The sequence below is a fragment of the Massilia agrisoli genome (assembly GCF_020831365.1).
GTDB classification, from domain to species: domain Bacteria; phylum Pseudomonadota; class Gammaproteobacteria; order Burkholderiales; family Burkholderiaceae_D; genus Telluria_A; species Telluria_A agrisoli.
This window is the reverse complement of the sequence record NZ_JAJHPV010000013.1, coordinates 515,389-540,351: the sequence shown is the minus strand read 5'-3', so window position 1 is coordinate 540,351 and position 24,963 is coordinate 515,389. Positions and strand designations below refer to the sequence as shown.

Genomic DNA, 24,963 nt, shown 5'->3' with positions numbered 1-24,963 from the left:
TTCGTATCAGATTAGAGGTCAGCCACGCCCGTGGCGACGGCGGTAGCCGTCCAGGAAGCGCGCAATGCGGCCGCAGGCGTCGCCAAGGTCGTCCGAGTTGGGCAGGAACACCAGCCGGAAGTGGTCCGGCGCGATCCAGTTAAAGCCCGTCCCCTGGACGATCAGCACTTTTTCCTCGGACAGCAGCTCGCAGGCGAACTGCTGGTCATCCGCAATCGGGTACATCACGGGGTCGAGGCGCGGGAACATGTACAGCGCAGCTTTTGGCTTGACGCAGGTAACGCCCGGAATATCGGTCAGCAGCTTGTGCGCGAGGTCGCGCTGCTTGAGCAGGCGCCCGCCAGGGCCGACCAGGTCATTGATGCTCTGGTAGCCGCCCAGCGCGGTCTGGATCGCGAACTGGCCCGGCGCATTGGCGCACAGGCGCATCGAGGCGAGCATGTTCAGCCCATCGATGTAGTCCTTGGCGTGGCGCTTCTCGCCCGACACCACCATCCAGCCGGCCCGGTAGCCGCACGAGCGGTAGTTCTTCGACAGGCCGTTCAGGGTGATGAACAGCACGTCGTCGGCCAGCGACGCCATCGAGATATGTTCTTCGCCGTCGTACAGGGTCTTGTCGTAGATTTCATCGGCCAGCACGATCAGCTGGTGCTGGCGCGCCAGCTCGATTATGTCGAGCAGGACCTCTTTCGGATACAGCGCGCCGGTTGGGTTGTTCGGGTTGATGACGACGATCGCCTTGGTGTTCGAGGTGATCTTGCGGCGCATGTCTTCGACGTCGGGCATCCAGCCGGCCTGCTCGTCGCAGACGTAGTGCACCGGGTTGCCGCCCGAAAGGCTGACCGCGGCGGTCCACAGCGGGTAGTCGGGCGCGGGCACCAGCACTTCGTCGCCGTTGTTCAGCAGGCCGTTCATCGCCATCACGATCAGCTCGGAGGCGCCGTTGCCGAGGTAGATGTCCTCGATCGTCACGCCCGCGATGTTCTTCTCCTGCGTGTAGTGCATCACCGCCTTGCGCGGCGCGAACATGCCTTTGGAGTCGGTATAGCCGGCCGCGCCGTGCATGTTGCGGATCATGTCGTGCACGATCTCGTCGGGCGGATCGAACCCGAACACGGCCAGGTTACCAATGTTCAGTTTGATGATCTTGTGGCCCTCCTCCTCCATCTGGCGGGCCTTTTCCATGGCTGGGCCACGAATTTCGTAGCAGACGTCGTCAAGCTTGTTCGATTTCAGGATCGGTCGCAAAATCATTCCCTGTTTGGTGGCGCGTATGTTGCAGTGCGAAAAATACCCATTCTGCCGAAAGCGCTCCATTTAATCAACTTATCGCGAAAATTAGCGCTTTATAACTGTTTGTGGCATGCTATGCCCCACGCAGGCAAAGCCCTGCAACAACCACGCGCCCTACCAATGAAGCTTCACGCCAGCACCACCAAACAATACCAGACCGTTACCGGCTATGACGATAGCGGGGTGGAAATCAACGCCGAGCATTTCGACTTCAGCCTGATCGTCATGCCGGAAACCGCGCCGCGCCCCTGGCCTGTGCCCGACTTCGAGAGCCTGGCCGCCGAACATTTCGAGCAGATCGAAGCCGACCAGCCCGACGTGGTCATCCTCGGCACCGGCGCGCGCCAGCGTTTCGTGCACCCGCGCCTGGTGGCCAGCCTGTCGGCGCGCCGCATCGGCGTCGAATGCATGGACAGCCAGGCCGCCTGCCGCACCTATAACATCCTGATGGGCGAAGGCCGCAAGGTCACGCTCGCCCTGATTATCGAGCGCTGAGCAGCCGACAACTTGATTGCGGGGCCAGCGCCCCCATATTTGCCAGGTTGTCCATATTGCCCTCCCCCTGCCGCGCTGATTGGGGGCACGAAAATCAGCGCCGACCATCTCAGGAGAGACCTGTGGCCGACAGCCCATCCGCAGCACCCGTAACGAACTTTTCCGCGCCGATGACCAGCGAAAAGACTTTCGAACTGGCGGGCCGCCCTGCCCGTTACACCGTGCTCTACTTCTACCCGAAGGACAATACCCCCGGCTGCACGACAGAAAGCATCAACTTCCGCGAGCTGTACCCGGAATTTGAAAAGGCGCAGACCGAAATTTACGGCATCAGCCGCGATTCGCTGCGCTCGCACGAAGGCTTCAAGTCCAAGCTGGGCCTGCCTTTTGAACTCATTTCCGACCCGGAAGAAGCGGTCTGCAACCAGTTCAATGTCATGAAGATGAAGAATATGTATGGTAAGCAAGTTCGCGGGGTCGAGCGCAGTACGTTTATCATTGACGCTAATGGTAATTTGGTGAAAGAATGGCGTGGCGTGAAGGTTCCAAATCACGCGGACGAGGTGCTGGAATTTGTACGTAGCCAGCCCTGACTCGCCCGGCTAATTTGTTGATCAACCTGCTGTACAACCTGATTGCACCAGCCCATTTTGAGTCAACGCTTTATACCGTTTGCATCATTCCAATCTGGCGGCCTGCCGGCCCGGTCATCTTCCGGGCTCGAACAGCGCCCACGTAATTCGCCCCAGCCGTTCTTCAACTACGCCGCCGCAGGCCTCGCTTGCGTGCACGCTGCTGGCTATCCCCGGACATTTTTAGATTGAGACACTGATGCCACTACCAAAAATACCAACCAAGCCGGCCACACTGCTGCCGGTCGCAGACTACCCGAAAGCGGAAGCTGGCAAAACCGGCGCGCGTGCCGTCGCCGCCGCCAAGCCGAAACTGGCCGCCGTGCCTGAGCCGGTCAATGACGAAGTGATCGCCAAGCCGGCCAAAGGCCGCAAGACCGCCCGCCTGCTGACCGCGCCAGCGGCGGCGCCAGCGGCCGCGCCTGCTGCTGTGCCGCAAGCTGCCGCGCCAGTGGCCAAGGCCGAGCCGGCCGTCAAGCCAGCGCGCGGCAAGGCCCGCCAGCCATCCGAAAACGAGCTGCCGCACCCGGCCAAGCACAAGCCGGTGGAAATGCCGGTCAAATCCACTGCCAGCCGCCTGGCGGACCAGACCGGCCTGACCAAGATGTTCGTGCTCGACACCAACGTGCTGATGCATGACCCGACATCGCTGTTCCGTTTCGAAGAGCACGACGTCTACCTGCCGATGATGACGCTGGAAGAGCTCGACGACCACAAGAAAGGCATGTCCGAAGTGGCGCGCAATGCACGCCAGGTGTCACGCACGCTGGACGCGCTGGTCGGCAGCATCGACGACGACGCCATCGAGGCGGGCATTCCGCTGGCCAAGCTGGGCAACAAGGACGCCAAGGGCCGCCTGTTCTTCCAGACCCGCCTGCAAGCCGGTCCTGGCCTGCCGGAAGGCCTGCCACAGGGCAAGGCCGACAACCAGATCCTCGGCGTGGTGCGCAACCTCGAAGCGGAACTGCCGGGCCGCGCCATCGTGCTGGTGTCGAAGGACATCAACATGCGCATCAAGGCGCGCGCGCTGGGCCTGCCTGCGGAAGACTACTTCAACGACCATGTGCTGGAAGACACCGACCTGCTGTATTCGGGCATCGTCCAGCTGCCGGACGATTTCTGGAACAAGCACGGCAAGGACATGGAGTCGTGGCAGGAGAACAAGAACGGCTACTCGGCCACGTTCTACCGCATGACCGGCCCGGTCATTCCCACGCTGCTGGTCAACCAGTTCGTGTTCCTCGAGCCGAAAAGCGGCGAAGCGCCGTTCTACGGCCAGGTCAAGCAGATCAACGGCAAGACCGCCGTCATCCAGACCCTGCGCGACTTCAGCCACAACAAGAACAACGTGTGGGGCGTCACTGCCCGCAACCGCGAGCAGAACTTTGCGCTGAACCTGTTGATGAATCCGGAATGCGACTTCGTCACCCTGCTCGGCCAGGCCGGTACCGGCAAGACCCTGCTGGCACTGGCCGCCGGCCTGGCGCAGGTGCTCGAGACCAAGCTGTACAACGAGATCATCGTCACCCGCGTCACCGTGCCGGTCGGCGAGGACATCGGCTTCCTGCCAGGTACCGAGGAAGAGAAGATGTCGCCGTGGATGGGCGCTTTCGACGATAACCTCGAAGTGCTGAACAAGTCCGATGGCGAAGGCGGCGAATGGGGCCGCGCGGCGACCCAGGACCTGATCCGTTCACGCATCAAGATCAAGTCGCTCAACTTCATGCGCGGGCGTACCTTCGTCAACAAGTTCCTGATCATCGACGAGGCGCAGAACCTGACGCCGAAGCAGATCAAGACCCTGGTCACCCGCGCCGGCCCTGGCACCAAGATCCTCTGCCTGGGTAATATCGCGCAGATCGACACGCCGTACCTGACCGAAGGCTCCAGCGGCCTGACCTACGTGGTCGACCGCTTCAAGGGCTGGTCGCACAGCGGCCACGTCACGCTGGCGCGCGGCGAGCGTTCACGCCTGGCGGACCACGCGAGCGAAGTGCTGTAAGACTTCAATCGCATAATAAAAAACCCTGTACACCGCGAGGTGTACAGGGTTTTTTTATGCGCGCAGCTTTATCAGCGCACTTCGCAGTCCACTGCTTCCGCCCTCTGGGGGGCGGCCGCGGCGTTGCCAGAAACGTCCGTGGTGTTGAAGACAGGCGGCGGCGTGAACTTCAGCCCTGGGTTGTTCGGCACGATGACCGGCGGCGCAACGTTACTGCGGACGAAACCAAACTGGCCGGCCGCGAAGTTTTGCGAACCGCCCGTGTTGGATAACACGATCAAGCCATCGATGACATGCACGTGCAGGCCTGGCGGCATCCCCGTTCCAGGCGTGGGCATGCTTGCAGGCCCCGCAGTTACGGGCGGCGCGCCGACATACTGCGCAACGAAGGTGGTGCCGCGGATACCGATGGTGGCAGTCGGCGTCTTCAGCGAGAACTTTTCCTTGTTGCGCTTGCCGAGCAGGCCGGTGACCGAACGCAGGCCGCCCTTGACCAGCTTGAAGCTGGCGCTGTCGGCGTCGGGCTTGGCCTCGTCGTAGGCGAACGCTTCGATCTTGAAGGTCGTCTCGGGCCGCAGCGTGACTTCGCTGTTGTCGATGAAGCGGATCTGCGCATAGGTGCCCTTCTCCGCCACCAGCGTGTCGCCCTGCTCCACTTCCGACTTGCGCGCCAGGATCTTGACCGAGCCGTCAGCTTTTTTCGCCAGCAGCGGGCCGCTCAGGTGGACGACTGTGCCGGCAACCTGGCCTGCCCACGTCAGCGCTGTCACCGCGACCATCGCGGAAAACAGCAGGACATTAATTACAGTACGTTTTTTTACGAGGGCTCTCATCTTTGGCTCCACTTGGTGGTTCTTTGTCGGCCAGGCGCGCCTGGTCGTCCTTGTCTTTTGCTTCGGTCTTCTTCTCTTCCGCTGGCTGGGTCGGAGGCGCTGGCGGCGCGGCCGCCGTCACGGACTGCTGACCAAGGCCAACCTGCTGCTGCAAGGTCGTCGCCAATGTGTTCTCGCCTGGCGTCTGGGTCGGTACCGGCCGGACCACGACGCAGCCAGGCGCCGTCGGATTCGCGACGCAGGACGACACCGTCGGCAGGATCGCGGAGCATTCCTGCAGGGTAGGACTGGCAACGCACTGCGCCAGCGTCGGCAGCACAACCGCGCAGCCCGGCGTCGATGGCGCAATCGTGCACTGGCTCAGCGAAGGCAACACCGACGAGCAGCCTGGCGTGCCAGGCGCTGTGACGCATTGGTCGATGGTCGGTCCCTGCGGCGTTGGATCGACCGGTGGCACGACCACCGGCGGCGTAACGACCGGCGGCACGGGTGGCGTCACCGGTGGCGTCACAGGGGGCGTTACCGGCGGCGTGACCGGCGGGGTCACCGGTGGGATGACCGGCGGGGTCACCGGCGGGGTAACCGGCGGGGTAACCGGCGGCTGCACCGGAGGTTGCACAGGCGGCCGAACCGGCGGTGCTGCGGTTTCGCTGGTGCTCACCTTGCCGGCCGGCGCCGTCACCGACCCGGTGTTCGTGACACGCTTGGCCTTGAGCGAAACATCCCCGGTGGTGGAGCTCACGGTGCCGGTCGCACTAATCTTGAGCACTGCATCGGCGCCCGCCTCTAGCGCGATACTGCCCGATTCCGATTCAACGCTGCCGTCGATCGTCATCGCGCCAGTGCTGGACAGGCGGACAGCGCCCGCACCTGACCGTACCCGCGCGCGCGCATCCGGCTCGAATGGATCGAATTGCGGGATGCTCAGCGTACCTGCGCTCTTGATGGTGATCGAATCGGTGCTGTCCGCGCTGGACTGCAGCACGCGGCCCAGTACCAGGTTGCCGGCCGAGCCAAAATGGAAGGCGCCGCTGCTGGCGCTGCCCGCAATCGCGTTGACTACGTTGGCCTGCCCCAGGTCGACCAGGCTGCCGCGCGCATCAAGCGACGGCGCGGTGATGATGCCATCGGCGCTTTGCGCTACCTCGTTGAACGATACAAGTGTCAATTGGGAGCTTGTCTTCAGCGCCCCGTTGATGTCCACGTTACCCTCGCCAGCATCGAGCACGACCTTGCCGGCGCCTTCGAGGTTGGCGGTGCCCACCACTGACAGCCGGCCCGACTGGCCATCGTTGCCGCCGATCGTCAGCGATCCTGAACTCAGCTTGCCCAGCTCCGTGTTGGACAGGCCGAGCATGCCCGTTTCGTCATAAGCGGTGCCGCCCAGCGAAATCATGGTGGCCGCGTTGTGCGGCATGATGGTGATATTCCCGGCGGCGCCGGCATCGAGTTCGCCGCCGAGAACCAGTTTGTCCGAGCGCGCGACGATCGAAGCGGACTTGATGGCGCTTGTCTCGATCACCTCGATGCCGCCGCTGGACACGCCATAGCGGCCAAGCACCGCGTGGCTGTCCGGATGGTGGGTCGACAGGTCGATAATGCCCTGGACGCGAATGCTGCCGCTCGTCTCCAGCACCAGGTTCGGCGTCTTGCCTGCCGCTGCCGTGTAGTTGGCGCCTACCGTGATATCACCGGAACTGGCGCTGCTGCCGATATTGATGCCGAAGCCCGTGATCTGGTTCAGCTCAGTGGGCGACAGCGTCAGTTCGCCGGTGGCCTTGGTGCTCGAAATACGCATGGGGCGATCGGCGGAGAACGGCGTGAACGACACGTTCGGGCGTGTGGCCAGGGTGCCGATGGTACCGTTAAGGACGATATTGTCGGTCTTGATGTCGATATAGCCGGTGCTGTCCAGCGACGCCCCGCCCGCGAGCGTAAAGCTGTTCCCGGCGCGGAAGTCGAGGTCGCCGCCGTTGGCCGAAATCGTGGCATTAACGCTGATCGCGTTGCCCGCCTCTGCCCGCAACGAGCCCGCACCCGACGCGATCGTTACCGCGCTGTTGAAGTCGATGTTATTGGTCGCCTGCAGGATCACCTTGGTCGTCGCGCTGTTGATCAGCGATGGCGCGATGCGAGTCGTCTGGTCGGGGTTTTTGCTGAATGTGTCGGCGTCGGAGAGCGGCTGGTCGCCGCCGGAATCGACGATGATGTTGAGCGGGTCGAGCAGCCAGGTACCGCTGTCGCCTTTGCCAGCACCGGCATCGACGCGCGCACCGCTCACGTCGAGGTAGTGGCCCGAGGTTTCGACCATGCCGCCGTTTCCGCCGGCCGATCCGCCGCGCGCGGAGATAGTGCCGAAAGCGCGGGTTGCGTCATCGGACCAGACGATCACCTTGCCGCCATTACCCGCGCCGCTTGCGTCTGCCCGAATGCTGGCGTCCTTGCCAACCCACGCCTGGCGCGCGTTCTGCACTGCCGGGTTCTTGCCCTGGAAGTCGCCGCCGACCAGCACCGTACCGCCGCCTTCGGCGCCGCTGGCGTCGATACGCGCGTCGCCGGTCAGCGCAACGCGCTGCCCCAGGACGCTGACATTGCCGCCCGTGCCCGCGCCAGTCGCGCTGGTGCTGCTGCCTGCTTCGAGCAGCGTGTCGCCGCTGGCCTTCAACACGATTTTGCCGTTCGCGCCGCGCACCGCGCTGTTGGCGTTGACGACGCCGCGCTGGCGTACCAGCGCGCCGTAGATACCAATTTTGCCGCCCTGCGATACCACCTGCCCCAGGTTGACCGCTTCGCCGGAAGGCGCGTCGACCACCACGCGCAGGTCGGGGTTGGCGCTGTCGACCAGCTGGACCGAGTGGCCCGCGGCCAGCACGACTTCGCCATTCGGCGCGTTGATGATGCCGCTGTTCTCCACGCTGGCCGCAATCAGGAACACCTTGCCGCCGTGCGGCGTGGTGATCGATCCCTGGTTCGAGACCTTGCCCGCCACCGCGCCGGCGCTGAAGTTGCGGCGCCCTGCCAGGAAGTCCGCGTCGGACAGGCCGAGGGTGGACGCCGTCAGGCCGTTCACGTCGATGCGCGCATCGCGTCCGAACATGACGCCATTCGGATTAAGCAGGAACACATGGCCGTTCGATTGCAGCGCGCCGAGGATCTGGCTGGGGTCCTGGCCGGTGATGCGGTTCAGTACCGCACTGTCCGCGTTCTGCTGTACGAAGCGGGTCACTTCGCCCGAACTCACCGAGAACGACTGCCAGTTGATGATCGCGTTCGGCGTGTTCGTAATCGTGAACACATTGCCCTGCTGGCCGAAGGTGGCCTGCCCGCTCACCACGGTCGGGAGAGTTGGCGCTGCCTGGGCGGCGCCGAAACAGCCCGCCACCAGCACGGTAATGAATTTGAGCTTCGTATTGTTGTTCATGGTCTGATCCTTACCTTAGTAGGCGATACCTACGCGGACGTGAAGCTTGTTACTGCTCGTGGTGTCGATAGCGCCCGGCCGCACCACATGGCCGTAGTCCAACTGCATATTCATGCTGGTTCCCATCGCGATACGCAGGCCAAGGCCGGCGCCGGCGATGGCCGTGCTCCTCAGCTCACCTGGCAGCTCCTTGTTACGCTCGCCGTAGGCGGCGTCATAGAACGCCACCGCGCGGCACTGCCAGCGGCTGTTGGTGCAAAAGCTCGGCGAATACAGCTCGAAGTTGGCGAAGGCTCCCGAGTCGGTCGACAGCGCGCGCTCGTCGAAACCGCGCACCGAGGCGTTGCCGCCGGCGCCGAACTGCTCGCCCGACACCAGCGCATCGTCGGTCCACTGGCCGTTGAGCAGCACGCGCAGCTGCCATTCCTGTGCGACCATGCGCGAATACGCGCCCGACACGCGCAGCATGGAATAACTATCGTCGGCGCCGGCGCGCGCGCGCTCGAAGTCGGCCCGCCCGCCGCGGCTGCCGCCGGGGATGTTCTGGACCGCCGCCAACGAGAAGCTGGCCTGCGCGGTCTCGCCCAGCGCCACATTGCCGAGCCAGGCCACGCTGGCCGGGCGGACGGTGACGTCGCTGCCGAAGTTCTGGCTGGCGAACAGCACGTCGTTCTTGTAAGCCTTGATGTCGAGGCCATACACCAGGCGCGGCTCCAGCGTGCCGCGGCGCGCCAGCACATGGTTGTAGCGGGCGCCGAAGGTCGCACCCTTGCCGCTGACGCCCAGGTCGAACAGGCCGGCGCTGACCACGCCCGAGTCCACGTTCGAGTAGCTGGCGAACAGGTCGACCGAGTCGCCCAGCGCGTACAAGGGAATGTGGTAACCAAGGCCGTACACGCTGACCTGGTCCGGCTTTTCGGCCGTGGTGGTGTACTGGAAGCTGCCCAAATGGTCGCGGCCCCACAGGTTAGCGTGCTGCAACACCACGCCGGCCTGCGTCTTGCCGGTCTGGCGGGTGCCGGAATTATCGAGGTTGAGCATGGCGCGCCACGCTTTTTCGTCGACCACGTTTAGGCTGGCGTCGACCACGTCGTCGCTCTCGCCGCTTTGCAGCTGCAGGTTGATCTTGCGCGACGGGTGCTCGTTGGCGAGCTTCAGGTTGGCCGAGACCTCGTCAAGGTTTGGCGTGGCGCCGCTGGCCAGCGCCGGCATGCTGCGCCTCACATTGGCCTCGTCGAACACCCTGTTGCCTCGGATCTTGACCTGGCCGATCTTCGGCTCCGTCACGTCCAGGCGCACCACGCCGCCGCCCAGTTCCTGCTCCGGCAGGTTCACCGTGACCACCTTGTAGCCGCGCGCATGGAAAGCCGCTTCCAGCGCCTCAAGCGCGCGCTGGACGTCGCCGAAGTCGCGGTTCCTGCCGCTGAACGGCGCCACCGCGGCGTCGACTTCGGACGCGGGCAACAGGCTGTTGCCGCTGACGGCAAAGCGGCTGATCTCGAAGCGGATGGGTGCTTCTGCCTCCTGCCCGGCAGCCCAGGCGGCACTGACGGCTGCTGCAAGGACCGAACCGGCAAACAGGCGCGCAAATCGTAAACTCATGTGGTGGCTCAAAAAAGGTGGGGTGGCCTTGGTCCGGACAAGCTCCGGCGAGACTTCTTCACCTTTCAGTTTATCTCCTTTATGTTGCAATGGAGAAAATTTCTGATGCCATGTACAACATCGTCCATCTAGCGCAAGACACGATGTTGCCCGCAAACAACATTATGTTGCCATCGATACTACTTTGTCTCGAAGTTGGTCACGCCGTCCCAGTCGGCGCCGGGCGGATTGAGCCGGAACTGTGCAATCCGGTCGAGGTAGAGGCGGTACAGGGGGCGGTCGGCCCGGCTTGCGCGCAGCGCCTCGATGGCGGCCTGCGCCGCGTCCCATTCGCGCGCGCGCATCGTGGCCAGTGCCTCGCTCCACTCGGCCAGTTCCTGCGCAAGCCCGGCGTCGACCGCATCGCGGTGGCCAACCGGCTCAAAAATGGCGACCGGCTCGTTCTTGCCCTTGACCCGCACGCGGTCAAGTTCGCGGTACAGGAATTCAGGGGCGGCGGCGCGCGTGGCCGCGCCCACCGCGATACCGGCGCCGTACACCTTGGTGATGCCTTCCAGCCGTGCGGCGAGGTTGACCGCATCGCCCATCACCGTGTATGCGCGGCGGATCTTCGAGCCCATGTCGCCAACGTGCATCAGGCCCGTGTTCACGCCGATCCCGATCTGCAGCGCGGGCCAGCCGCGGGCGCGGAATTCCTGGTCCAGCCGCGCCGCGCTGGCCTGCATCAGTAACGCGGTTGCCACCGCGCGGCTGGCGTGGTCCGGGAAGTGCACCGGCGCGCCCCAGAACGCCATCACCGCGTCGCCGATATATTTGTCGAGCGTGCCGCGGTGGCTGTCGCGGATGTCTTCCGACATCGCGGTCAGGTACAGGTTGATGTATTCGCGCAGCTCCTTCGGCGCCAGCCCTTCGGAGATGGTGGTAAAGCCGCGCACATCGACGAACATCACGCTCAGTTCGCGGCTGTCGCCATCCATGTTGTATTTGCCCGGATCGTCCGCCATCTCGGCCACCAGCTCGGGCGCGACGTACTCGCCGAACCGCGATACCAGCGCCTGCCCTTTGCGCACTTCGAAGAAGTAGCCCCACGCCACATTCACCACGAACAGCGCGAGGATCAGCAGCGTCACCGCGGCGCCGTTGAGCACGATGTCCTGGGAAGCGTACATCCAGTAGTTAAACAGCGCGGCGCCGGCCAGTGCGGCGCCGGCCAGCACGATCGACTTGAGCGGCGACAGCACGGCCAGCGCAAACGTCAGCGCCAGCCCGATGCCCAGCACCTGCAAGAACTCGACCGCCAGCGCAAAGTCGGGGCGCGACTTGAAGCGGCCGTCGAGGATCGACTTGATCAGGTTGGCGTGCACCTCGACACCCGGGTATTCGGCATTGACCGGGGTGACCCGGATATCCTTGAGCCCCGGCGCGGTGGTGCCGACCAGGACGATGGCGCCTTTGAGCACGGCCGGATCGGCAGCGCCGGTCAGGACATCGACGGCCGGCACGTAGCGGAAAGCGCCGCCTTCCGGCCCGCCCGTCCCGCGGAACTGCACCGTCGTCACCAGTCCGTAGCCGACCGGGATCGGAATCGCGCGCTGCGGCGTGAACATCACGATCTTGTCGAGGCCGCCGTTGTCCAGTTCGGCCTGCGACAGCGTATCGGCCGTCTCCTCGAAGTGCGGGAAGATGGCGCGCGCTTTCAGGTAGACGGCGGCGGTGGCCAGCGACAGCGACGGGTAGTAGCCGTCGCCGATCCGCTGCAGCAGCGTCGACGAGCGGATCACGCCGTCGGCGTCGGTCAGCGCGGTAAAGATGCCGGCGCCGCTCGCCGCCTGCTGCAGGCGCGCGATATTCGCTTCGTAGCCATCGGGTTCATAGGCCGCCACTTCGCGGCCGTTGAGCTGCGCGGCCGTGAATGCAGGCGCCGGCAGCATGCCCTTGGCCTGGCGCTCGGATACGCTATACCCCAGCACCACCGGCTGCCCTTCCATCGCCCTGGCGAACAGGCCGTCGTAATCCATGCGCGATTCGAGCGCAGCGAGCTGCGACTTCAGGCCGGGAACATCCTTCAGCTCCTCGCGCGACAGCTTTTCAAGCACCTTGTAGCCGGACGAATTGTCCGCCTCGGGGAACGAGATATCGAAGCCGACCGCGCCCACCTTGTAGTGCCTGGTGAGCCGGGTGACCAGGTCGGCCTGGATGTCGCGGCTCCACGGGAAGCGGCCTACCTGCGCCAGGCTCTTTTCGTCGATGTCGACGATGACGATGCGCGGGTCGAGCACCGGCTTTTCCACCCGCATGCGCAGGCCCGACAGGAAGCCGTCGAGGCGCTCGACCGCATCGCTGTCGAACAGCGCCCACACGTGCAGCACCGCCGCCAGCGTCAGCACCAGGCCGAGCGCCCAGCGCGCGCCGTACTTCGGCAGCCAGCGGCTGCGCAGGCGGCTCATGGCTTGTAACCCGGGATGCTCGCTTCGTCCACCTCGTCGATTTGCGACGGATCCATGTTCTTGTGCGCGAATGCCAGGTAGGTTTTGCTGCGCACGAAAATGTCGAACAGGTCGGGGTCGATATGCCCGTTCAGCGCGAATTTGCCAAGGATGTGCAGCGACTCCGACAGGCGCTTGCCCCTCTTGTAGGGACGGTCGCGCGCGGTCAGCGCTTCGAAAATGTCGGCGATCGCCATCACCCGGGCCTGCACCGACATCTGGTCGCGCGTCAGGCCGCGCGGGTAGCCTTTGCCGTCCATGCGTTCATGGTGGCCGCCGGCATATTCCGGCACGTTCTTCAGGTGCTTCGGCCAGGGCAGCGACTCGAGCATCCGGATCGTCACCGTGATGTGGTTGTTGATGATGTCACGCTCGCTGTCGAGCAGGGTGCCGAAGCGCACGCTCAGGTTCTCGACCTCGCCCGCGTCCAGCAAGTCGCGCCCGGCGCCGTCCGGCCCTGTGTAACGGTAGGCGGCGATGCGGCGCACCCGCTCCTGGTCGGCCGCAGCCATGCCCTCCCCGCCCACGTTCGCCGCGCGCAGGAAGTCGCGGTCGGCGCGCAGGGCAGCCTGTTCCTGCGCCAGGCGCGCGTCGATCGCGGCGTGGTCGGCGCCGGCAACGCACTTTTCTTTCAGCGCGCGGATCTCGCAGTCGCGCAGCAGCACCTCGAAGCGGGTATCGACCAGATGGATGCGGTCGAAAATGGTTTCCAGCTTGGTGCCCTTGTCGACGATGTGCACGGGTGTGGTTATTTTGCCGCAGTCGTGCAGCAGGCCGGCCAGCCACAGCTCCTTGCGGTCCGCGTCCGTCATGCGGAAACCTGCCATCGGGCCGCTGTCGGTGGCATGCACCGCTTCGGCCAGCATCATCGTCAGCTCCGGCACGAACTGGCAGTGGCGGCCGGTGTACGGCGACTTTTCGTCGATGCCGATGTTGATCAGGTTGACCAGCCCTTCCAGCAGTTCGCCCAGCTGCACGATCAGCTGGCCATTGGTGAGGGCCACCGCGGCCTGGGCTGCCAGCGCCTCGATGAAGCGCTGGTCGGTACCGGTGAACGGGCGGATCTCGCCGGTGTCCGGGTCCTTGGCGTTAATCAGCTGGAGCACGCCGACCAGCCCGCCTTCGTGGTCGAGCATCGGCACCGTCAGTATCGACTGGGTACGGTAGCCGAAGGCGGTATCGAAGGAGCGCATTGCCGAAAAATTGAAGCCGGTCGCCTGGTACACGTCCTCGATGTTGACCGGCTGGCCGCTGTGGGCAGCCCACGCGGCCACCGAGGCGTTGTTGGGGCGGCCCTCGCCGTCGGCCAGCGGCACCGCCGGCATCTCGACCAGGTTGCCGCTGATGCCGCCCTGGTACAGCCCGAGCGTGTCATTGAGCGAGATGGCAAACTCCAGGCTGCGGCGCTCGGCGCACGGGCGGTACAGGGTGCCGCCGTCGGCGTCGGTCAGGTGCTTGGCCACGCGCAGGATGCGGTCGAGCAGCGGGACGATATCCGGGCTGCTGCCGAGCGCAACACTCAATTCTGTCAGCTGGTCGAGCCGCTGCGCGATCTGTGTGTGGTTTAGCTCATGCATAGTCTCGACTGCCAGGAATTGTTTCGGGAGTGCTAAGGGCATGAAAAATAATTGCCCAGGTGGAACCTTGCAGTGTAGCGCTAGCGCAAGCGGCTGTACATCCCGGCGCGAAATTTAGGGCGGAGGCGTCCTAAAACAGCTATCATCGGTCTAAATTGCAACTTTATGCAAGGCGCGTACGCGCGCCTGGGCATCGCAGCCGACGGGACGGCCCGATCGGCGACATTTGCGAGACCGAAACATATCGGTCGGTTCTGTTCGGGAGTCCTACATGAAATTCCGCTTCTGGGGGGTGCGCGGTTCGATACCGTCGCCGGGTCCGCGTACTGTCAGGTATGGTGGCAACACGACGTGCATTGAAGTATGCACCGATGACGGCACCCTGATCATCCTCGACGGCGGCACCGGTCTGTTTGCCCTGGCCCAGAACCTGCTCACGCGCCTGCCCGTCCAGGCCAACATCTTCATCACGCACAGCCACTGGGACCACATCCACGGCCTGCCCTTCTTCGCGCCGCTGTTCATCCGCGGTAACCGCGTGCGCCTGCACGGCGCGGTCGACCCGGTCACCGGCAACGGCATCGAGCACGTGATGGGCGTGCAGCTGCAGAACAGCTACTTCCCGGTCAGCGAAACCCAGATGGACGCGACCATCGAATACCGCACCCTCACCGCCGGCATGCCGATCGGGGTGGGCGACGCGGTGGTCGGCAACGTCGTCATGAACCATCCGGTCACCAACCTGGGCTACCGCATCAGCTGCAATGGCAAATCGGTATTCTTCACCGGCGACCATGAGCCGTTCTACAACGAGTATCCTGAAGACGACCCGCGCCACGCCCCGCACCAGGCGTGGATGGAACAGCGCCAGCGCGAGATCGACCTGGCCATGCAGGACGTCGACGCCCTGATCATGGACTGTTCGTACACCATCGCCGAATACCCGGCCAAGCGCGGCTGGGGCCACGGCACCTTCGACGCGGCGCTGGCGACCGCCAAGCGGGTCGGCGCGCGCACGCTTTACTGCACCCACCATGAACCGACCCGCAGCGACGACGAGCTGGAGGCGGCCTTTGCCGACGCGCTTGCGCGCCACGCACCGCTGCCTGAAGGCCTGAACGTCGTCCTCGCTTACGAGGGCCTCGAAGTCGAAGTGACCGCGCGCGAAGCCGTCGTATAGGCGTCACGCCGCTTCGGCAGCCGAAAAAAAAGGCTCTGTCACCGTTAGGTATGGAATTGAGCACGTCGTGCCCGCCACTGGCGGACCCGACTTCCCGCGAAATCGGGAACCCATACTATGTATGCGCTGGAGGTCGAATCGCTTTATTACTGATCGTCTTCAGTATGGGTTCCCGCGTGCGCGGGAACGACGAGGGTGTAGCGCTTTCACACTTAACGGTGACATACCCAAAAAAAAACCGCCCGAAAGGGCGGTTTTCGTTTGCATCCGCAGACGCTTACATAATCTTCGTGCCGATCCACCACGCCACCGCCGCCATGAAGGCCGACGCCGGAATGGTGAAGACCCATGCCCAGACGATGTTGCCAGCCACGCCCCAGCGCACCGCCGACATCTTCTGCGACGCGCCCACGCCGACGATCGCGCCGGTGATGGTGTGGGTGGTCGATACCGGCACGCCCCAGAAGCTCGACATCAGCAAGGTGATCGCGCCGCCCGTTTCGGCGCAGAAGCCGCCGACCGGTTTGAGCTTGGTGATCTTCTGGCCCATGGTCTTGACGATGCGCCAGCCGCCGAACAGGGTACCGAAGCTGATCGCCGCGTAGCAGGCGATGATCGCCCAGCGCGGCGGCTCGGCTGCGTCGGCCGCCAGGTTGCCCGATGCGATCAGGAGCATCCAGATGATGCCCAGGGTCTTCTGCGCGTCGTTGCCGCCGTGGCCCAGGCTGTAGGCTGCCGCGGACGCCAGCTGCAGGCGGCGGAACCAGGTGTCGACCTTGCGCGGCGTCGATTTGACGAACAGCCAGGACACGATCAGCATGATGATCGAGCCGAGCGCGAAGCCGAGCATCGGCGCCACCACGATGAAGATCACCGTCTTGATCAGGCCACCGGCGATCAAGGCGCCGGTGCCCGCCTTGGCCACTGCAGCGCCAACCAGGCCGCCGATCAGCGCGTGCGAGGACGACGACGGAATGCCGTAGTACCAGGTGATCAGGTTCCAGACGATGGCCCCGACCAGGGCCCCGAATATGACGTAGTGGTCGACCACCATGGGGTCGATGGTCCCCTTGCCGATCGCGCTGGCGACCTTCAGGCCGACCACGAAAATGGCGATGAAGTTGAAGAAGGCTGCCATTGCGACCGCGGTCTGCGGCTTCAGGACACCGGTCGACACGACGGTGGCGATTGCATTCGCCGCGTCGTGGAAGCCGTTCATGAAGTCGAACACCAGTGCCAGCGCAATCAACATGCCAAGCACGTAAATGCTGATTTCTACATTACTCATGTTTTATCTTTTTCTCGGGACGTTGACGCGTCTTATGCGTTTTCGACGATGATGCCTTCGATGATGTTGGCCACGTCTTCGCAACGGTCGGTCACCGTCTCGAGGATTTCGTAGATCGCCTTCAGCTTGATCAGGTTGCGCACGTCCGGCTCGTCGCGGAACAGCTTGGACATCGCCGCGCGCATCACGTGGTCGGCGTCCGATTCCAGGCGGTCGATCTCTTCGCAGATGGCGACGATCTTGTGCGAGTTGTCCATGTTATGCAGCAGCCCGACCGCGGCCTGCACTTTTTCGCAGCATGCCAGCGACAGTTCGGCCAGGCGCTTGGCTTCCGGGGTGACCGCCTTCAGGTCGTACAGCGAGACGGTCTGGGCAGCGTCTTCCATCAGGTCGAGGATGTCGTCCATGCGGGTGATCAGCTTGTGGATGTCGTCGCGGTCGATCGGGGTGATGAAGGTCTTGTGCAGCATGTCGACGCAAGCGTAGGTGACCTTGTCGGCTTCCTTTTCGATCCCTTCGATCGCGTGGGTACGCATTTCGAGGTCGTCGAAGTTGGTCATCAGGCCGACCATTTCGTGTGCACCCTTCACGCACAATGCTGCGTGCTGGTTGAACAGGTCAAAGAACTTGCCCTCGGTGGGCATTAAACGTCCGAACATAGATTTCTCCGTTAAATCGTAGATGCTTCTCATGATGCCGCTGCGGCGGGCGGCTTGTGATAGTTTTAGTCGCCCTGGTAGAGGGCGAGGTTTCCGCTGTAGTTACCAAATTTGGTGTACTGGCCGATCCAGGTCAGGCGCACCGCGCCGATCGGGCCGTTACGCTGCTTGCCGATGATGATCTCGGCGGTGCCTTTATCGGGCGAATCCGGGTTGTAGACTTCGTCGCGGTACAGGAAGATGATGACGTCGGCGTCCTGCTCGATCGCGCCCGATTCGCGCAAGTCGGACATCACCGGACGCTTGTTGGGGCGCTGTTCCAGCGAGCGGTTCAGCTGCGACAGCGCGATCACCGGGCAGTGCAGCTCTTTGGCCAGGCCCTTCAGGCTTCGCGAAATCTCCGAGATCTCGGAGGCGCGGTTGTCGCCCTGGGTCGAGCCGGTCATCAGCTGCAGGTAGTCGACGATGATCAGGCCAAGCTTGCCGCACTGGCGCGACAGGCGGCGCGAGCGCGCGCGCATCTCGATCGGGTTCAGCGCCGGCGTCTCGTCGATGTAGAGCTGGGCCTCGTTCATTTTCTGGATCGCGTGCGTCAGGCGCGGCCAGTCTTCGTCGTTCAGGCGGCCGGTACGCAGGCGGTGCTGGTCAAGCTGGCCGACCGAGCCAAGCATACGCATGGCCAGCTGGGCGCCGCCCATCTCCATCGAGAAGATCGCCACCGGCAGGCCGGCTTCGATCGCGACGTTCTCGCCGATGTTGACCGAGAACGCGGTCTTGCCCATCGACGGACGGCCGGCGACGATCACCAGGTCGCCCGGCTGCAGCCCGGAGGTCATGCGGTCAAGGTCGATGAAGCCGGTCGGCACGCCGGTGATCTCGCTCTGGTTGTCGCGGCTGTACAGCTCGTCGATGCGCTCGACCACCTGGGTCAAGAGCGGCTGCACCGGCACCCAGCCGGCGCTGCCGCGCGAACCCTGTTCGGCGATCGCGAAGATCTTCGACTCGGCTTCGTCAAGCATCTGCTTGACTTCCTTGCCCTGCGGGTTGAACGCCTGGCCCTGGATTTCATCGGCCACGGTGATCAGCTTGCGCAGGATGCCGCGGTCGCGCACGATCTCGGCATAGCGGCGGATATTGGCCGCCGACGGCGTGTTCTGCGCCATCGCATTGAGGTACTGCAGCCCGCCCACTTCTTCGGCCTTGCCGATGGTGGTCAGGGCCTCGAACACGGTGATGACGTCGGCCGGGCGCGAGCCGTTGATCAGCTTGACGACCTGCTCGAAGATAATGCGGTGATCGTAACGGTAGAAGTCATCCGCATGCATCATGTCGGCAATGCGGTCGAACGCAGCGTTATCGCGCAACAAGCCACCGATGACAGATTGCTCTGCCTCGATCGAGTGCGGCGGGATGCGGAGGGATTCTAGTTGCGGATCGGAAGGGACATTCATGGCGCGCATTATACCTGCTTCGCATGAACAGGCTGCAAGAATTGGCCGGGTTCAGGCGATAAAAAAGCCGGGCAAGCCCGGCTTTTTATATGGTAGGAAAGGCATCAGCCTTCCCCGCCGTTTCTTACTGCTTAGGCAGCTTCGCCAACAACAGCGATCGTGATTTCAACAACCACGTCGGTGTGCAGCTGCACTGCTACTGGGTGTTCGCCAGTGGTCTTGAGCGGGCCGGTAGGCATGCGCACTTGCGCCTTTTCTACAGCGAAACCTTGCTTGGTCAGCGCTTCAGCGATGTCGAAGTTGGTAACCGAACCGAACAGACGGCCATCGACGCCCGCTTTTTGCGAGATCGAGATGGTCATGCCGTTCAGCTTGTCGCCCTGGGCCTGGGAAGCGGCCAGCTTTGCAGCTGCTGCTTTTTCCAGTTCGGCGCGCTTGACTTCGAATTCAGCAACAGCTGCAGCGGTAGCGCGGCGAGCCATACGTTGCGGGATCAGGAAGTTACGTGCGTAACCGTCTTTAACTTTGACCACGTCGCCCAGGTTGCCGACGTTAACAACTTTTTCCAACAGAATGATTTGCATAGTTCTCTCCAGTTATTCTGCCAGCGATTAAGCGTGGTGCAGATCGGTGTATGGCAGCAGCGCGAGGTAACGCGCGCGCTTGATGGCGGTGTCCACCTGGCGCTGGTAGTGCGCCTTGGTGCCGGTCAGGCGTGCTGGCATGATCTTGCCGTTTTCCTGGACGAAGTCTTTCAGCGTGTCGACGTCTTTGTAGTCGACCTGTTCAACGTTAGCTGCGGTGAAGCGGCAGAATTTCTTACGCTTGAACAGTGGGTTTTGCTGTTTACGCTTTTCTTTAAGCTTTGCTTTGTTCTTGTCGAATTTTTTACCGAATGCCATTTGAGGCTCCTGTATCTAAAATGTGCTCCGCTTAGGCGGTGGCACTGAAATCAATGATGTGAAACACCAGGCTTTTGCTATTGCGGTTCTTCTTGGCGAGGAAACCTGTGAACTGATGGACAGCGCCTAATTCCGCCTGGCTGAAGCGGCCTGAAATTTCGCCCGCGGCTAGCGCGGCAATTTCAAACTCGACCAGCCTGGCCACCCCTGCTTCCATCTGCTGCGAACTGTGCAGCAAGGTGGCGGACACGATCGGCACGCCGGCCGGGGTATAGCGCAATACGTCGCGCTCGCAAATCTGGGCTACTACCTGAAGTTGATTCACCTACGTGCAATCAAGTTCGCGTTCACGTTTTCCGTGCAAAGAATCAGGCCGCTGCGGCAGGCGCTGCTGCAGGAGCAGCTGCTGGCGCTTCAGCGCGGTGGCTCTTGGCTGCGTCTTCACGTTGTACCGACTTCATCATCGGCGACGGCGCGGTTTCAGCCTTCTTCATCTTAACGGTGAGGTGACGCAGCACGGCATCATTGAATTTGAACGCGGTTTCGAGTTCCACCAGGGTCTCGTTGTCGCATTCGATGTTCATGCAGATGTAGTGCGCTTTTGGCAGCTTCTGGATCGAGTAAGCCATCTGGCGACGGCCCCAGTCTTCGACGCGATGAATGTTACCGCCGCGTGCGGTGACGCTGGCCTTGTAACGTTCGATCATCGCCGGGACTTGCTCGCTTTGGTCCGGGTGGACGATAAAAACGATTTCATAATGACGCATGCATAACTCCTTAAGGACGTTTAAACAAATGCCCACCTCGGCGTCAAGACGAGTGTGGGAAGGGAAATAGCCGGCTATTATAAACCGTGAATGGTGGTAAGGGCAATCCCCTTGTTTGCGCAGGCCGGTGCACGTCAGGGCAGGAAGTCTTTGTCCAGCAGTTGCTCGACCGCGTATGGGCATGTAGTTGGGAAATCGGAAGCAGGTCGCCGGGTTTGGAGCGAAGCGGTTTCCACCGCGCGCGTATAGCGAGAGTCCATGTAACCCTGCAGCTCGCGCCTCAAGCTGGGACTATCCTCGATCCGATCGGCAATTTTGTTTCGCTGCTCATCGAGAGTCAACAGCCAGCTGCGCGACCTCCGCGGCGGCTGGAACTGGTGCTTTAGCAAATGAACCAGTACAAGTTCAACGCGACTGCGTAGCCCCCTGCGTTCATGTCGCACCATTCCCTCCAGTTCTTCCAGCAGGTTCTCGAGGTCCAACGATTCAAACTTGTGCGCACGCAGTAGCCCTATCTGGTTTTCCATCCACGCCACCAGGTCGTCCTCATACCCGGGTGCGGCGACCACCGGGGACGGAATTTTCGGGTCATTCATCACGCCTCCTGATCCTTTAGAGTGCTTTTCGCCCCGAAAATTCAACTTTTGCTTGCATTAGGCGAAATACTGTACAAAAATACAGGCTGATCATCCACCCAGCCCCGACCGCCATGCTTAAGCTCACACCCCGGCAAGAACAAATCCTTAACCTGATCAAGGACGCGATCGAAAACACGGGCTTCCCTCCGACCCGCGCCGAGATCGCCAATGAACTGGGTTTCAAGTCCGCCAACGCGGCCGAGGAACACCTGCAGGCACTGGCGCGCAAGGGCGCCATCGAAATTTCGCCCGGCACCTCGCGCGGCATCCGCCTGGTCGGCGCCAGTGCCGACACCCTGCCGGCCGTGCCTGCCGCGCTGATGATGGCGCTGCCGCTGGTCGGCCGCGTCGCCGCGGGCTCGCCCATCCTGGCGCAGGAACACGTCGAGGCGACCTACAGCGTCGACCCGGCCATGTTCTCGGCCAAGCCTGACTTCTTGCTGAAAGTGCGCGGCGAGTCGATGCGCGACGCCGGCATCATGGACGGCGACCTGCTGGCGGTAAAGAAGATCGACAGTGCGAAGAATGGCCAGATCGTCGTGGCCCGCCTGGGTCAGGAAGTCACGGTCAAGCGCTACAAGAAGACCGGCGACCTGATCGAGCTGTTCCCGGAAAATCCTGACTTCAAGGTGATCCGGGTCGATCCGTCGGAAGATGAGTTTGCGCTGGAAGGCCTGGCAGTTGGCCTGATGCGCAGCTGGCACTAAACAGTGCGGCGCCATTCCCGCGCGGCGGGAATGGCCGGCGTCAACCCGGGCTTACTTGCCCTTCGATGCCTTGATCATCTGGTTATACTCGCTCACATACTTGTCGGTGGCGTCGCGCCACACGGCAAAGTCGGCCAGCAGCAGTTTCGAGGACACCCGCGCCTCTTCCGCGAGGTTCGCATGCACCTGCGCCAGGTGCTTGGCCGCCTGTTCATGTTCATCCTTCGTCAGCAGGTCGGCGATGTCTTTCGGGATCAGCTTCGTCAACGGTGACGAGTCGTTCAGGTTCTGCACGAATGCGTTAAAGCATTCCTGCCACGCGCTCACCTTGGCGCCGACTGCTTCGATCTCATCGTTTTGTTTCGACATCGCAGGAATGCGCGGCGCGACGCAACGGTATTTACCCGACTTGAGTTCCGCGCCATCGTATTTCGAGGTCCAGTATTCGATGTCGGCGCGGCGCGCTTCGCGCCGCTTCATCATCTCCAGCGCACCGATTGCCGTCTTGTTGCCCTTGGCGGCCGATTTCTTGAACCAGGCCTCGGCCTTCGCCAGGTCGACCGCCCCCGCTTCGCCGTACAGGTGCATCTCGCCAAGGTGCAGCTGCGCCTCGGCATTGCCGGCATTTGCGAGTTTGGTGTAAGCCTGCATTGCCTGCGGATAGGCCTTCTTGGCGAACAGTGCATTGGCGTCGGCGATCGGATCCGCAAAAGCGGCGCCCGAGACCAGGAGGGAGAGGACGAACAGGTATTTCTTCATTGTCGCGCTTGGATGGTCGTAGATGATTCCAGATCATAACTGGAATTTCCACAACCATCCATCTGCATGGCGCCGTCTGGCTGGCGCCGCGCGGATTACACGCCAGGGCGTGGTGGTGGCGGCGGTGGTGGCGGCGCCGGTGGATTGGCCTGGGCCGGGCGTCCGGCGCGCTGGTGCATCTCAAGCTCAAGCTGCGCTTTCTGCATGTCTTTGCGGACGGCGGCTTGCTTGTTGGACTCGCTGGCAAATGCGACAGTCGCCTTCTCCCAAGCGCCGTGCTGCGCAACCAGCGCGCTGGCATTCGCCTGCTCCTTGTCGGCCACGCTGGCATACACGCGGTCCAGGTGGGCACGGGCCTGTTCGATCTCGGCGTCGCTCATCAGCTCGACGATGTCGCCGGGCACGCGCTTACCGGCGGGCATGGCATCGCCAAGGTTGGCGATGAAGCCGTTGTAGCAAGTGGCCCAGGCGTTGTAGGCCGAGTTGGTGGCGGCAATGTCGTTGTTGGACTTCGATATGGCCGGGATGACGGGACGCTCGCAGCGGTATTTGCCCGACGTCAGGTCGGCGCCGTCGTACTTTTCTGTCCAGTACGCGATATCGGCGCCGCGTTCGGCGCGGCGCGCGCTGCGCTTCAATGCCTTGTTCGCCTCTGCGACGCCGCCCGCTGCAGCCTGCGCAAACAAGGCATCGCCCTTTGCGCGGTCGGCCGGCACACCCTGGCCATACCAGTACATCTCGCCCAGGCGGAAACGCGCCTCGGCGTTACCGGCGGCGGCAAGCTTGCTGAACAACTGTAAGGCCTGCGGATAGGATTTTGTGGCCAGCGCCTTGTTGGCGTCGGCAAGGTCGTCCGCGAAGGCGGCGCCTGACACAGAGAGGGCAACAGCGAGAACAAGGGCACGCATGATCGTCTCCATCAAAAGTTGAACTCCTGATCATACGCCGCGTTTCGCGTTGTGGAACATCACCTAACAAAAATACTAGGTTGCCAAGTATTTACAGCGCGCCCTTGAAGTCGGCCAGCAGGTCTGCCGTGTCTTCGATGCCCACCGACACCCGGATCAGCGACTCGGCGATGCCCATGCTGGCGCGGCGCTCGGCGCCCATCTCGAAGAAGATCGTGTGCGCGACCGGGATCACCAGCGTGCGCGTGTCGCCCAGGTTGCTGGCCGAGACGGCGATCGTCATCCGGTCCAGGAAATCGAAGCAGTCGATGTTCTCTTTCAGTTCAAAGCTGAACAGCGAACCGTAAGACTTGAACAGTTCCGTGGCCACGCCATGCTGGGGATGCGACGCGAGGCCGGGATAGTAGACCGCGGCGACGCGCTCATCGGCTTCGAGCATCTGCGCCAGCGCCAGCGCATTGGCGCAGGTGCGCTCCATGCGCAGCGCCAGCGTCTCGGCGCCCACGGCGATGTGGTGGGCCGCTTCCGGCCCCAGCGAAGCGCCGAAGTCGCGCAGCGCTTTCGCACGCAGCTGCGCCAGCCCCCACTGCGCCGGTGCGGCGCGCTTGTAGTTGGCGGCGATGTTCGGATAGTTGTTCCAGTCGTAGGCGCCGGTAACGGTCAGGCTGCCGCCCAGCGCGTTGCCGTGGCCGCCGATCGACTTGGTCAGCGAGTTGACCACCAGGCCAGCGCCCACCGACTTCGGGCGGAACAGGTAAGGCGTGGTCATCGTATTGTCGACCACGTACAGGATGCCGCGCTCGGCGCACAGCTTGCCGATGCGGGCCAGGTCCGCCACCTGGGTGCGCGGGTTGGCGATGGTCTCGACGAACACCACGCGGGTGGCGGGTGTCAGCGCCGCTTCGACATTGGCCACCTCGGTCGCATCGACGAAATCGACCGCGACGCCCTGCCCTGCCACGGTCTGCCACAGGCTGTTGGTATTGCCGAACAAGAAGGACGACGACACTACGTGGTCTCCCGCTCGCAGCAGCGCCTGGAACACCGCCCCGATCGCGCCCATGCCGGTGGCGAAGCACAAGGTGCCGACACCATCTTCCATGCGGGTGATCTTGTCTTCCAGCGCCGCGATGGTCGGATTGCCCTGGCGGCCGTAGCGGAAGCCCGGTTCCTTGCCCTGGAAGACCGACGCCAGCTGGCGCGCATCGTTGTAGCCGAAGGTAACCGACGTGTGCACCGGCTTGTGCAGCGATCCGTGCTCGATCGCCTTGCGGCGGTCGCTGTGCAGGATGGTAGTGGTAAAGCCGTAGTTCTTCTTGTCGCTCATGATGGCTGGAGTGAAGCCCGGCGACGCTTGCGGCCG

At 63.1% G+C, this 24,963-nt stretch carries 22 protein-coding genes; 5 read left to right on the top strand and 17 right to left on the bottom strand.

Annotation, left to right across the window (positions count from 1 at the left end):
• Positions 1-18: 18 nt before the first annotated feature.
• Positions 19-1,248, bottom strand: coding sequence for a pyridoxal phosphate-dependent aminotransferase (locus LMJ30_RS11405; RefSeq protein WP_229433003.1), 1,230 nt, complete (start codon positions 1,246-1,248; stop codon positions 19-21).
• A gap of 165 nt (positions 1,249-1,413) precedes the next feature.
• Here LMJ30_RS11405 and LMJ30_RS11400 point away from each other — a divergent pair, with 165 nt between their 5' ends.
• From LMJ30_RS11400 to LMJ30_RS11390, 3 genes are all read left to right on the top strand, one after another.
• Positions 1,414-1,788, top strand: coding sequence for an Mth938-like domain-containing protein (locus tag LMJ30_RS11400; RefSeq protein ID WP_229432465.1), 375 nt, complete (start codon positions 1,414-1,416; stop codon positions 1,786-1,788).
• A 122-nt stretch (positions 1,789-1,910) separates the two neighbouring features.
• Positions 1,911-2,381, top strand: a complete 471-nt coding sequence (locus LMJ30_RS11395) for a peroxiredoxin (RefSeq protein WP_371872998.1) — start codon at positions 1,911-1,913, stop codon at positions 2,379-2,381.
• A 238-nt stretch (positions 2,382-2,619) separates the two neighbouring features.
• A complete protein-coding gene (locus LMJ30_RS11390) occupies positions 2,620-4,422 on the top strand; it encodes a PhoH family protein (protein WP_229432464.1) in 1,803 nt (600 codons plus the stop codon).
• A 71-nt stretch (positions 4,423-4,493) separates the two neighbouring features.
• Here the strand turns inward: LMJ30_RS11390 and LMJ30_RS11385 are convergent, their stop codons facing one another.
• The 5 genes from LMJ30_RS11385 to LMJ30_RS11365 form a co-directional block, all read right to left on the bottom strand.
• Positions 4,494-5,255, bottom strand: coding sequence for a FecR family protein (locus tag LMJ30_RS11385; protein ID WP_229432463.1), 762 nt, complete (start codon positions 5,253-5,255; stop codon positions 4,494-4,496).
• Complete coding sequence (locus LMJ30_RS11380) at positions 5,221-8,676, bottom strand: two-partner secretion domain-containing protein (RefSeq protein ID WP_229432462.1); 3,456 nt, start codon at positions 8,674-8,676, stop codon at positions 5,221-5,223. Before LMJ30_RS11380 ends, LMJ30_RS11385 begins: the two co-directional genes overlap by 35 nt.
• A gap of 15 nt (positions 8,677-8,691) precedes the next feature.
• Complete coding sequence (locus LMJ30_RS11375; RefSeq protein WP_229432461.1) at positions 8,692-10,278, bottom strand: ShlB/FhaC/HecB family hemolysin secretion/activation protein; 1,587 nt, start codon at positions 10,276-10,278, stop codon at positions 8,692-8,694.
• Between the two features lie 179 nt (positions 10,279-10,457).
• A complete protein-coding gene (locus tag LMJ30_RS11370; protein ID WP_229432460.1) occupies positions 10,458-12,725 on the bottom strand; it encodes a CHASE2 domain-containing protein in 2,268 nt (755 codons plus the stop codon).
• On the bottom strand, positions 12,722-14,341 hold the full coding sequence (locus tag LMJ30_RS11365) for an HD family phosphohydrolase (protein ID WP_229433001.1): 1,620 nt from the start codon (positions 14,339-14,341) through the stop codon (positions 12,722-12,724). Before LMJ30_RS11365 ends, LMJ30_RS11370 begins: the two co-directional genes overlap by 4 nt.
• A gap of 271 nt (positions 14,342-14,612) precedes the next feature.
• Here LMJ30_RS11365 and LMJ30_RS11360 point away from each other — a divergent pair, with 271 nt between their 5' ends.
• Positions 14,613-15,521, top strand: a complete 909-nt coding sequence (locus LMJ30_RS11360; RefSeq protein WP_229432459.1) for an MBL fold metallo-hydrolase — start codon at positions 14,613-14,615, stop codon at positions 15,519-15,521.
• A gap of 277 nt (positions 15,522-15,798) precedes the next feature.
• On the opposite strand, the gene LMJ30_RS11355 is transcribed toward LMJ30_RS11360, so the two are convergent.
• The 8 genes from LMJ30_RS11355 to LMJ30_RS11320 form a co-directional block, all read right to left on the bottom strand.
• Positions 15,799-16,809 (bottom strand): inorganic phosphate transporter, encoded by a 1,011-nt coding sequence (locus LMJ30_RS11355; RefSeq protein WP_229432458.1) that lies wholly within the window; start codon positions 16,807-16,809, stop codon positions 15,799-15,801.
• Positions 16,810-16,841: 32 nt separating this feature from the next.
• Positions 16,842-17,468, bottom strand: a complete 627-nt coding sequence (locus tag LMJ30_RS11350; RefSeq protein WP_223469006.1) for a DUF47 domain-containing protein — start codon at positions 17,466-17,468, stop codon at positions 16,842-16,844.
• 65 nt (positions 17,469-17,533) lie between these two features.
• Positions 17,534-18,919, bottom strand: coding sequence for a replicative DNA helicase (locus LMJ30_RS11345; RefSeq protein WP_229432457.1), 1,386 nt, complete (start codon positions 18,917-18,919; stop codon positions 17,534-17,536).
• Between the two features lie 131 nt (positions 18,920-19,050).
• Positions 19,051-19,503 carry a 50S ribosomal protein L9 gene (gene rplI, locus LMJ30_RS11340; protein WP_229432456.1) on the bottom strand — a complete coding sequence of 151 codons (453 nt, stop codon included), beginning with the start codon at positions 19,501-19,503 and terminating at the stop codon, positions 19,051-19,053.
• A 27-nt stretch (positions 19,504-19,530) separates the two neighbouring features.
• Positions 19,531-19,821: a 30S ribosomal protein S18 gene (rpsR, locus tag LMJ30_RS11335; RefSeq protein ID WP_119812411.1), complete on the bottom strand. Its 291-nt coding sequence runs from the start codon at positions 19,819-19,821 to the stop codon at positions 19,531-19,533.
• 31 nt (positions 19,822-19,852) lie between these two features.
• Entirely contained in the window at positions 19,853-20,146 is a 294-nt protein-coding gene (gene priB / locus LMJ30_RS11330; protein ID WP_131427246.1) for a primosomal replication protein N, read from the bottom strand.
• A gap of 43 nt (positions 20,147-20,189) precedes the next feature.
• Positions 20,190-20,588 (bottom strand): 30S ribosomal protein S6, encoded by a 399-nt coding sequence (gene rpsF / locus LMJ30_RS11325; protein WP_229432455.1) that lies wholly within the window; start codon positions 20,586-20,588, stop codon positions 20,190-20,192.
• 134 nt (positions 20,589-20,722) lie between these two features.
• Positions 20,723-21,184, bottom strand: a complete 462-nt coding sequence (locus LMJ30_RS11320; protein ID WP_229432454.1) for a DUF29 domain-containing protein — start codon at positions 21,182-21,184, stop codon at positions 20,723-20,725.
• A 113-nt stretch (positions 21,185-21,297) separates the two neighbouring features.
• Between LMJ30_RS11320 and lexA the strand changes: the two genes are divergently transcribed.
• On the top strand, positions 21,298-21,933 hold the full coding sequence (gene lexA / locus LMJ30_RS11315; protein WP_229432453.1) for a transcriptional repressor LexA: 636 nt from the start codon (positions 21,298-21,300) through the stop codon (positions 21,931-21,933).
• A 51-nt stretch (positions 21,934-21,984) separates the two neighbouring features.
• Here the strand turns inward: lexA and LMJ30_RS11310 are convergent, their stop codons facing one another.
• The 3 genes from LMJ30_RS11310 to LMJ30_RS11300 all read right to left on the bottom strand — a co-directional run bounded on the left by LMJ30_RS11310 (position 21,985) and on the right by LMJ30_RS11300 (position 24,927).
• Positions 21,985-22,692 carry an SEL1-like repeat protein gene (locus tag LMJ30_RS11310; protein WP_229432452.1) on the bottom strand — a complete coding sequence of 236 codons (708 nt, stop codon included), beginning with the start codon at positions 22,690-22,692 and terminating at the stop codon, positions 21,985-21,987.
• A 95-nt stretch (positions 22,693-22,787) separates the two neighbouring features.
• The gene (locus tag LMJ30_RS11305) at positions 22,788-23,600 is read right to left on the bottom strand and encodes an SEL1-like repeat protein (RefSeq protein WP_229432451.1); all 813 of its coding nucleotides are present in this window, start codon (positions 23,598-23,600) and stop codon (positions 22,788-22,790) included.
• A 91-nt stretch (positions 23,601-23,691) separates the two neighbouring features.
• Positions 23,692-24,927 (bottom strand): cystathionine gamma-synthase family protein, encoded by a 1,236-nt coding sequence (locus tag LMJ30_RS11300; RefSeq protein ID WP_229432450.1) that lies wholly within the window; start codon positions 24,925-24,927, stop codon positions 23,692-23,694.
• Between the last annotated feature and the right edge of the window lie 36 nt (positions 24,928-24,963).

Coding starts and splice junctions, on each gene's coding strand:
- rplI (WP_229432456.1), bottom strand. CDS start 19,503: ATGCAAATCATTCTGTTGGAAAAAGTTGTTAACGTCGGCAACCTGGGC.
- LMJ30_RS11365 (WP_229433001.1), bottom strand. CDS start 14,341: ATGCATGAGCTAAACCACACACAGATCGCGCAGCGGCTCGACCAGCTG.
- LMJ30_RS11375 (WP_229432461.1), bottom strand. CDS start 10,278: ATGAGTTTACGATTTGCGCGCCTGTTTGCCGGTTCGGTCCTTGCAGCA.
- LMJ30_RS11345 (WP_229432457.1), bottom strand. CDS start 18,919: ATGAATGTCCCTTCCGATCCGCAACTAGAATCCCTCCGCATCCCGCCG.
- LMJ30_RS11355 (WP_229432458.1), bottom strand. CDS start 16,809: ATGAGTAATGTAGAAATCAGCATTTACGTGCTTGGCATGTTGATTGCG.
- LMJ30_RS11400 (WP_229432465.1), top strand. CDS start 1,414: ATGAAGCTTCACGCCAGCACCACCAAACAATACCAGACCGTTACCGGC.
- rpsR (WP_119812411.1), bottom strand. CDS start 19,821: ATGGCATTCGGTAAAAAATTCGACAAGAACAAAGCAAAGCTTAAAGAA.
- LMJ30_RS11370 (WP_229432460.1), bottom strand. CDS start 12,725: ATGAGCCGCCTGCGCAGCCGCTGGCTGCCGAAGTACGGCGCGCGCTGG.
- LMJ30_RS11320 (WP_229432454.1), bottom strand. CDS start 21,184: ATGAATGACCCGAAAATTCCGTCCCCGGTGGTCGCCGCACCCGGGTAT.
- LMJ30_RS11300 (WP_229432450.1), bottom strand. CDS start 24,927: ATGAGCGACAAGAAGAACTACGGCTTTACCACTACCATCCTGCACAGC.
- LMJ30_RS11360 (WP_229432459.1), top strand. CDS start 14,613: ATGAAATTCCGCTTCTGGGGGGTGCGCGGTTCGATACCGTCGCCGGGT.
- LMJ30_RS11350 (WP_223469006.1), bottom strand. CDS start 17,468: ATGTTCGGACGTTTAATGCCCACCGAGGGCAAGTTCTTTGACCTGTTC.
- LMJ30_RS11310 (WP_229432452.1), bottom strand. CDS start 22,692: ATGAAGAAATACCTGTTCGTCCTCTCCCTCCTGGTCTCGGGCGCCGCT.
- LMJ30_RS11385 (WP_229432463.1), bottom strand. CDS start 5,255: ATGAGAGCCCTCGTAAAAAAACGTACTGTAATTAATGTCCTGCTGTTT.
- rpsF (WP_229432455.1), bottom strand. CDS start 20,588: ATGCGTCATTATGAAATCGTTTTTATCGTCCACCCGGACCAAAGCGAG.
- LMJ30_RS11380 (WP_229432462.1), bottom strand. CDS start 8,676: ATGAACAACAATACGAAGCTCAAATTCATTACCGTGCTGGTGGCGGGC.
- LMJ30_RS11305 (WP_229432451.1), bottom strand. CDS start 23,600: ATGCGTGCCCTTGTTCTCGCTGTTGCCCTCTCTGTGTCAGGCGCCGCC.
- LMJ30_RS11390 (WP_229432464.1), top strand. CDS start 2,620: ATGCCACTACCAAAAATACCAACCAAGCCGGCCACACTGCTGCCGGTC.
- lexA (WP_229432453.1), top strand. CDS start 21,298: ATGCTTAAGCTCACACCCCGGCAAGAACAAATCCTTAACCTGATCAAG.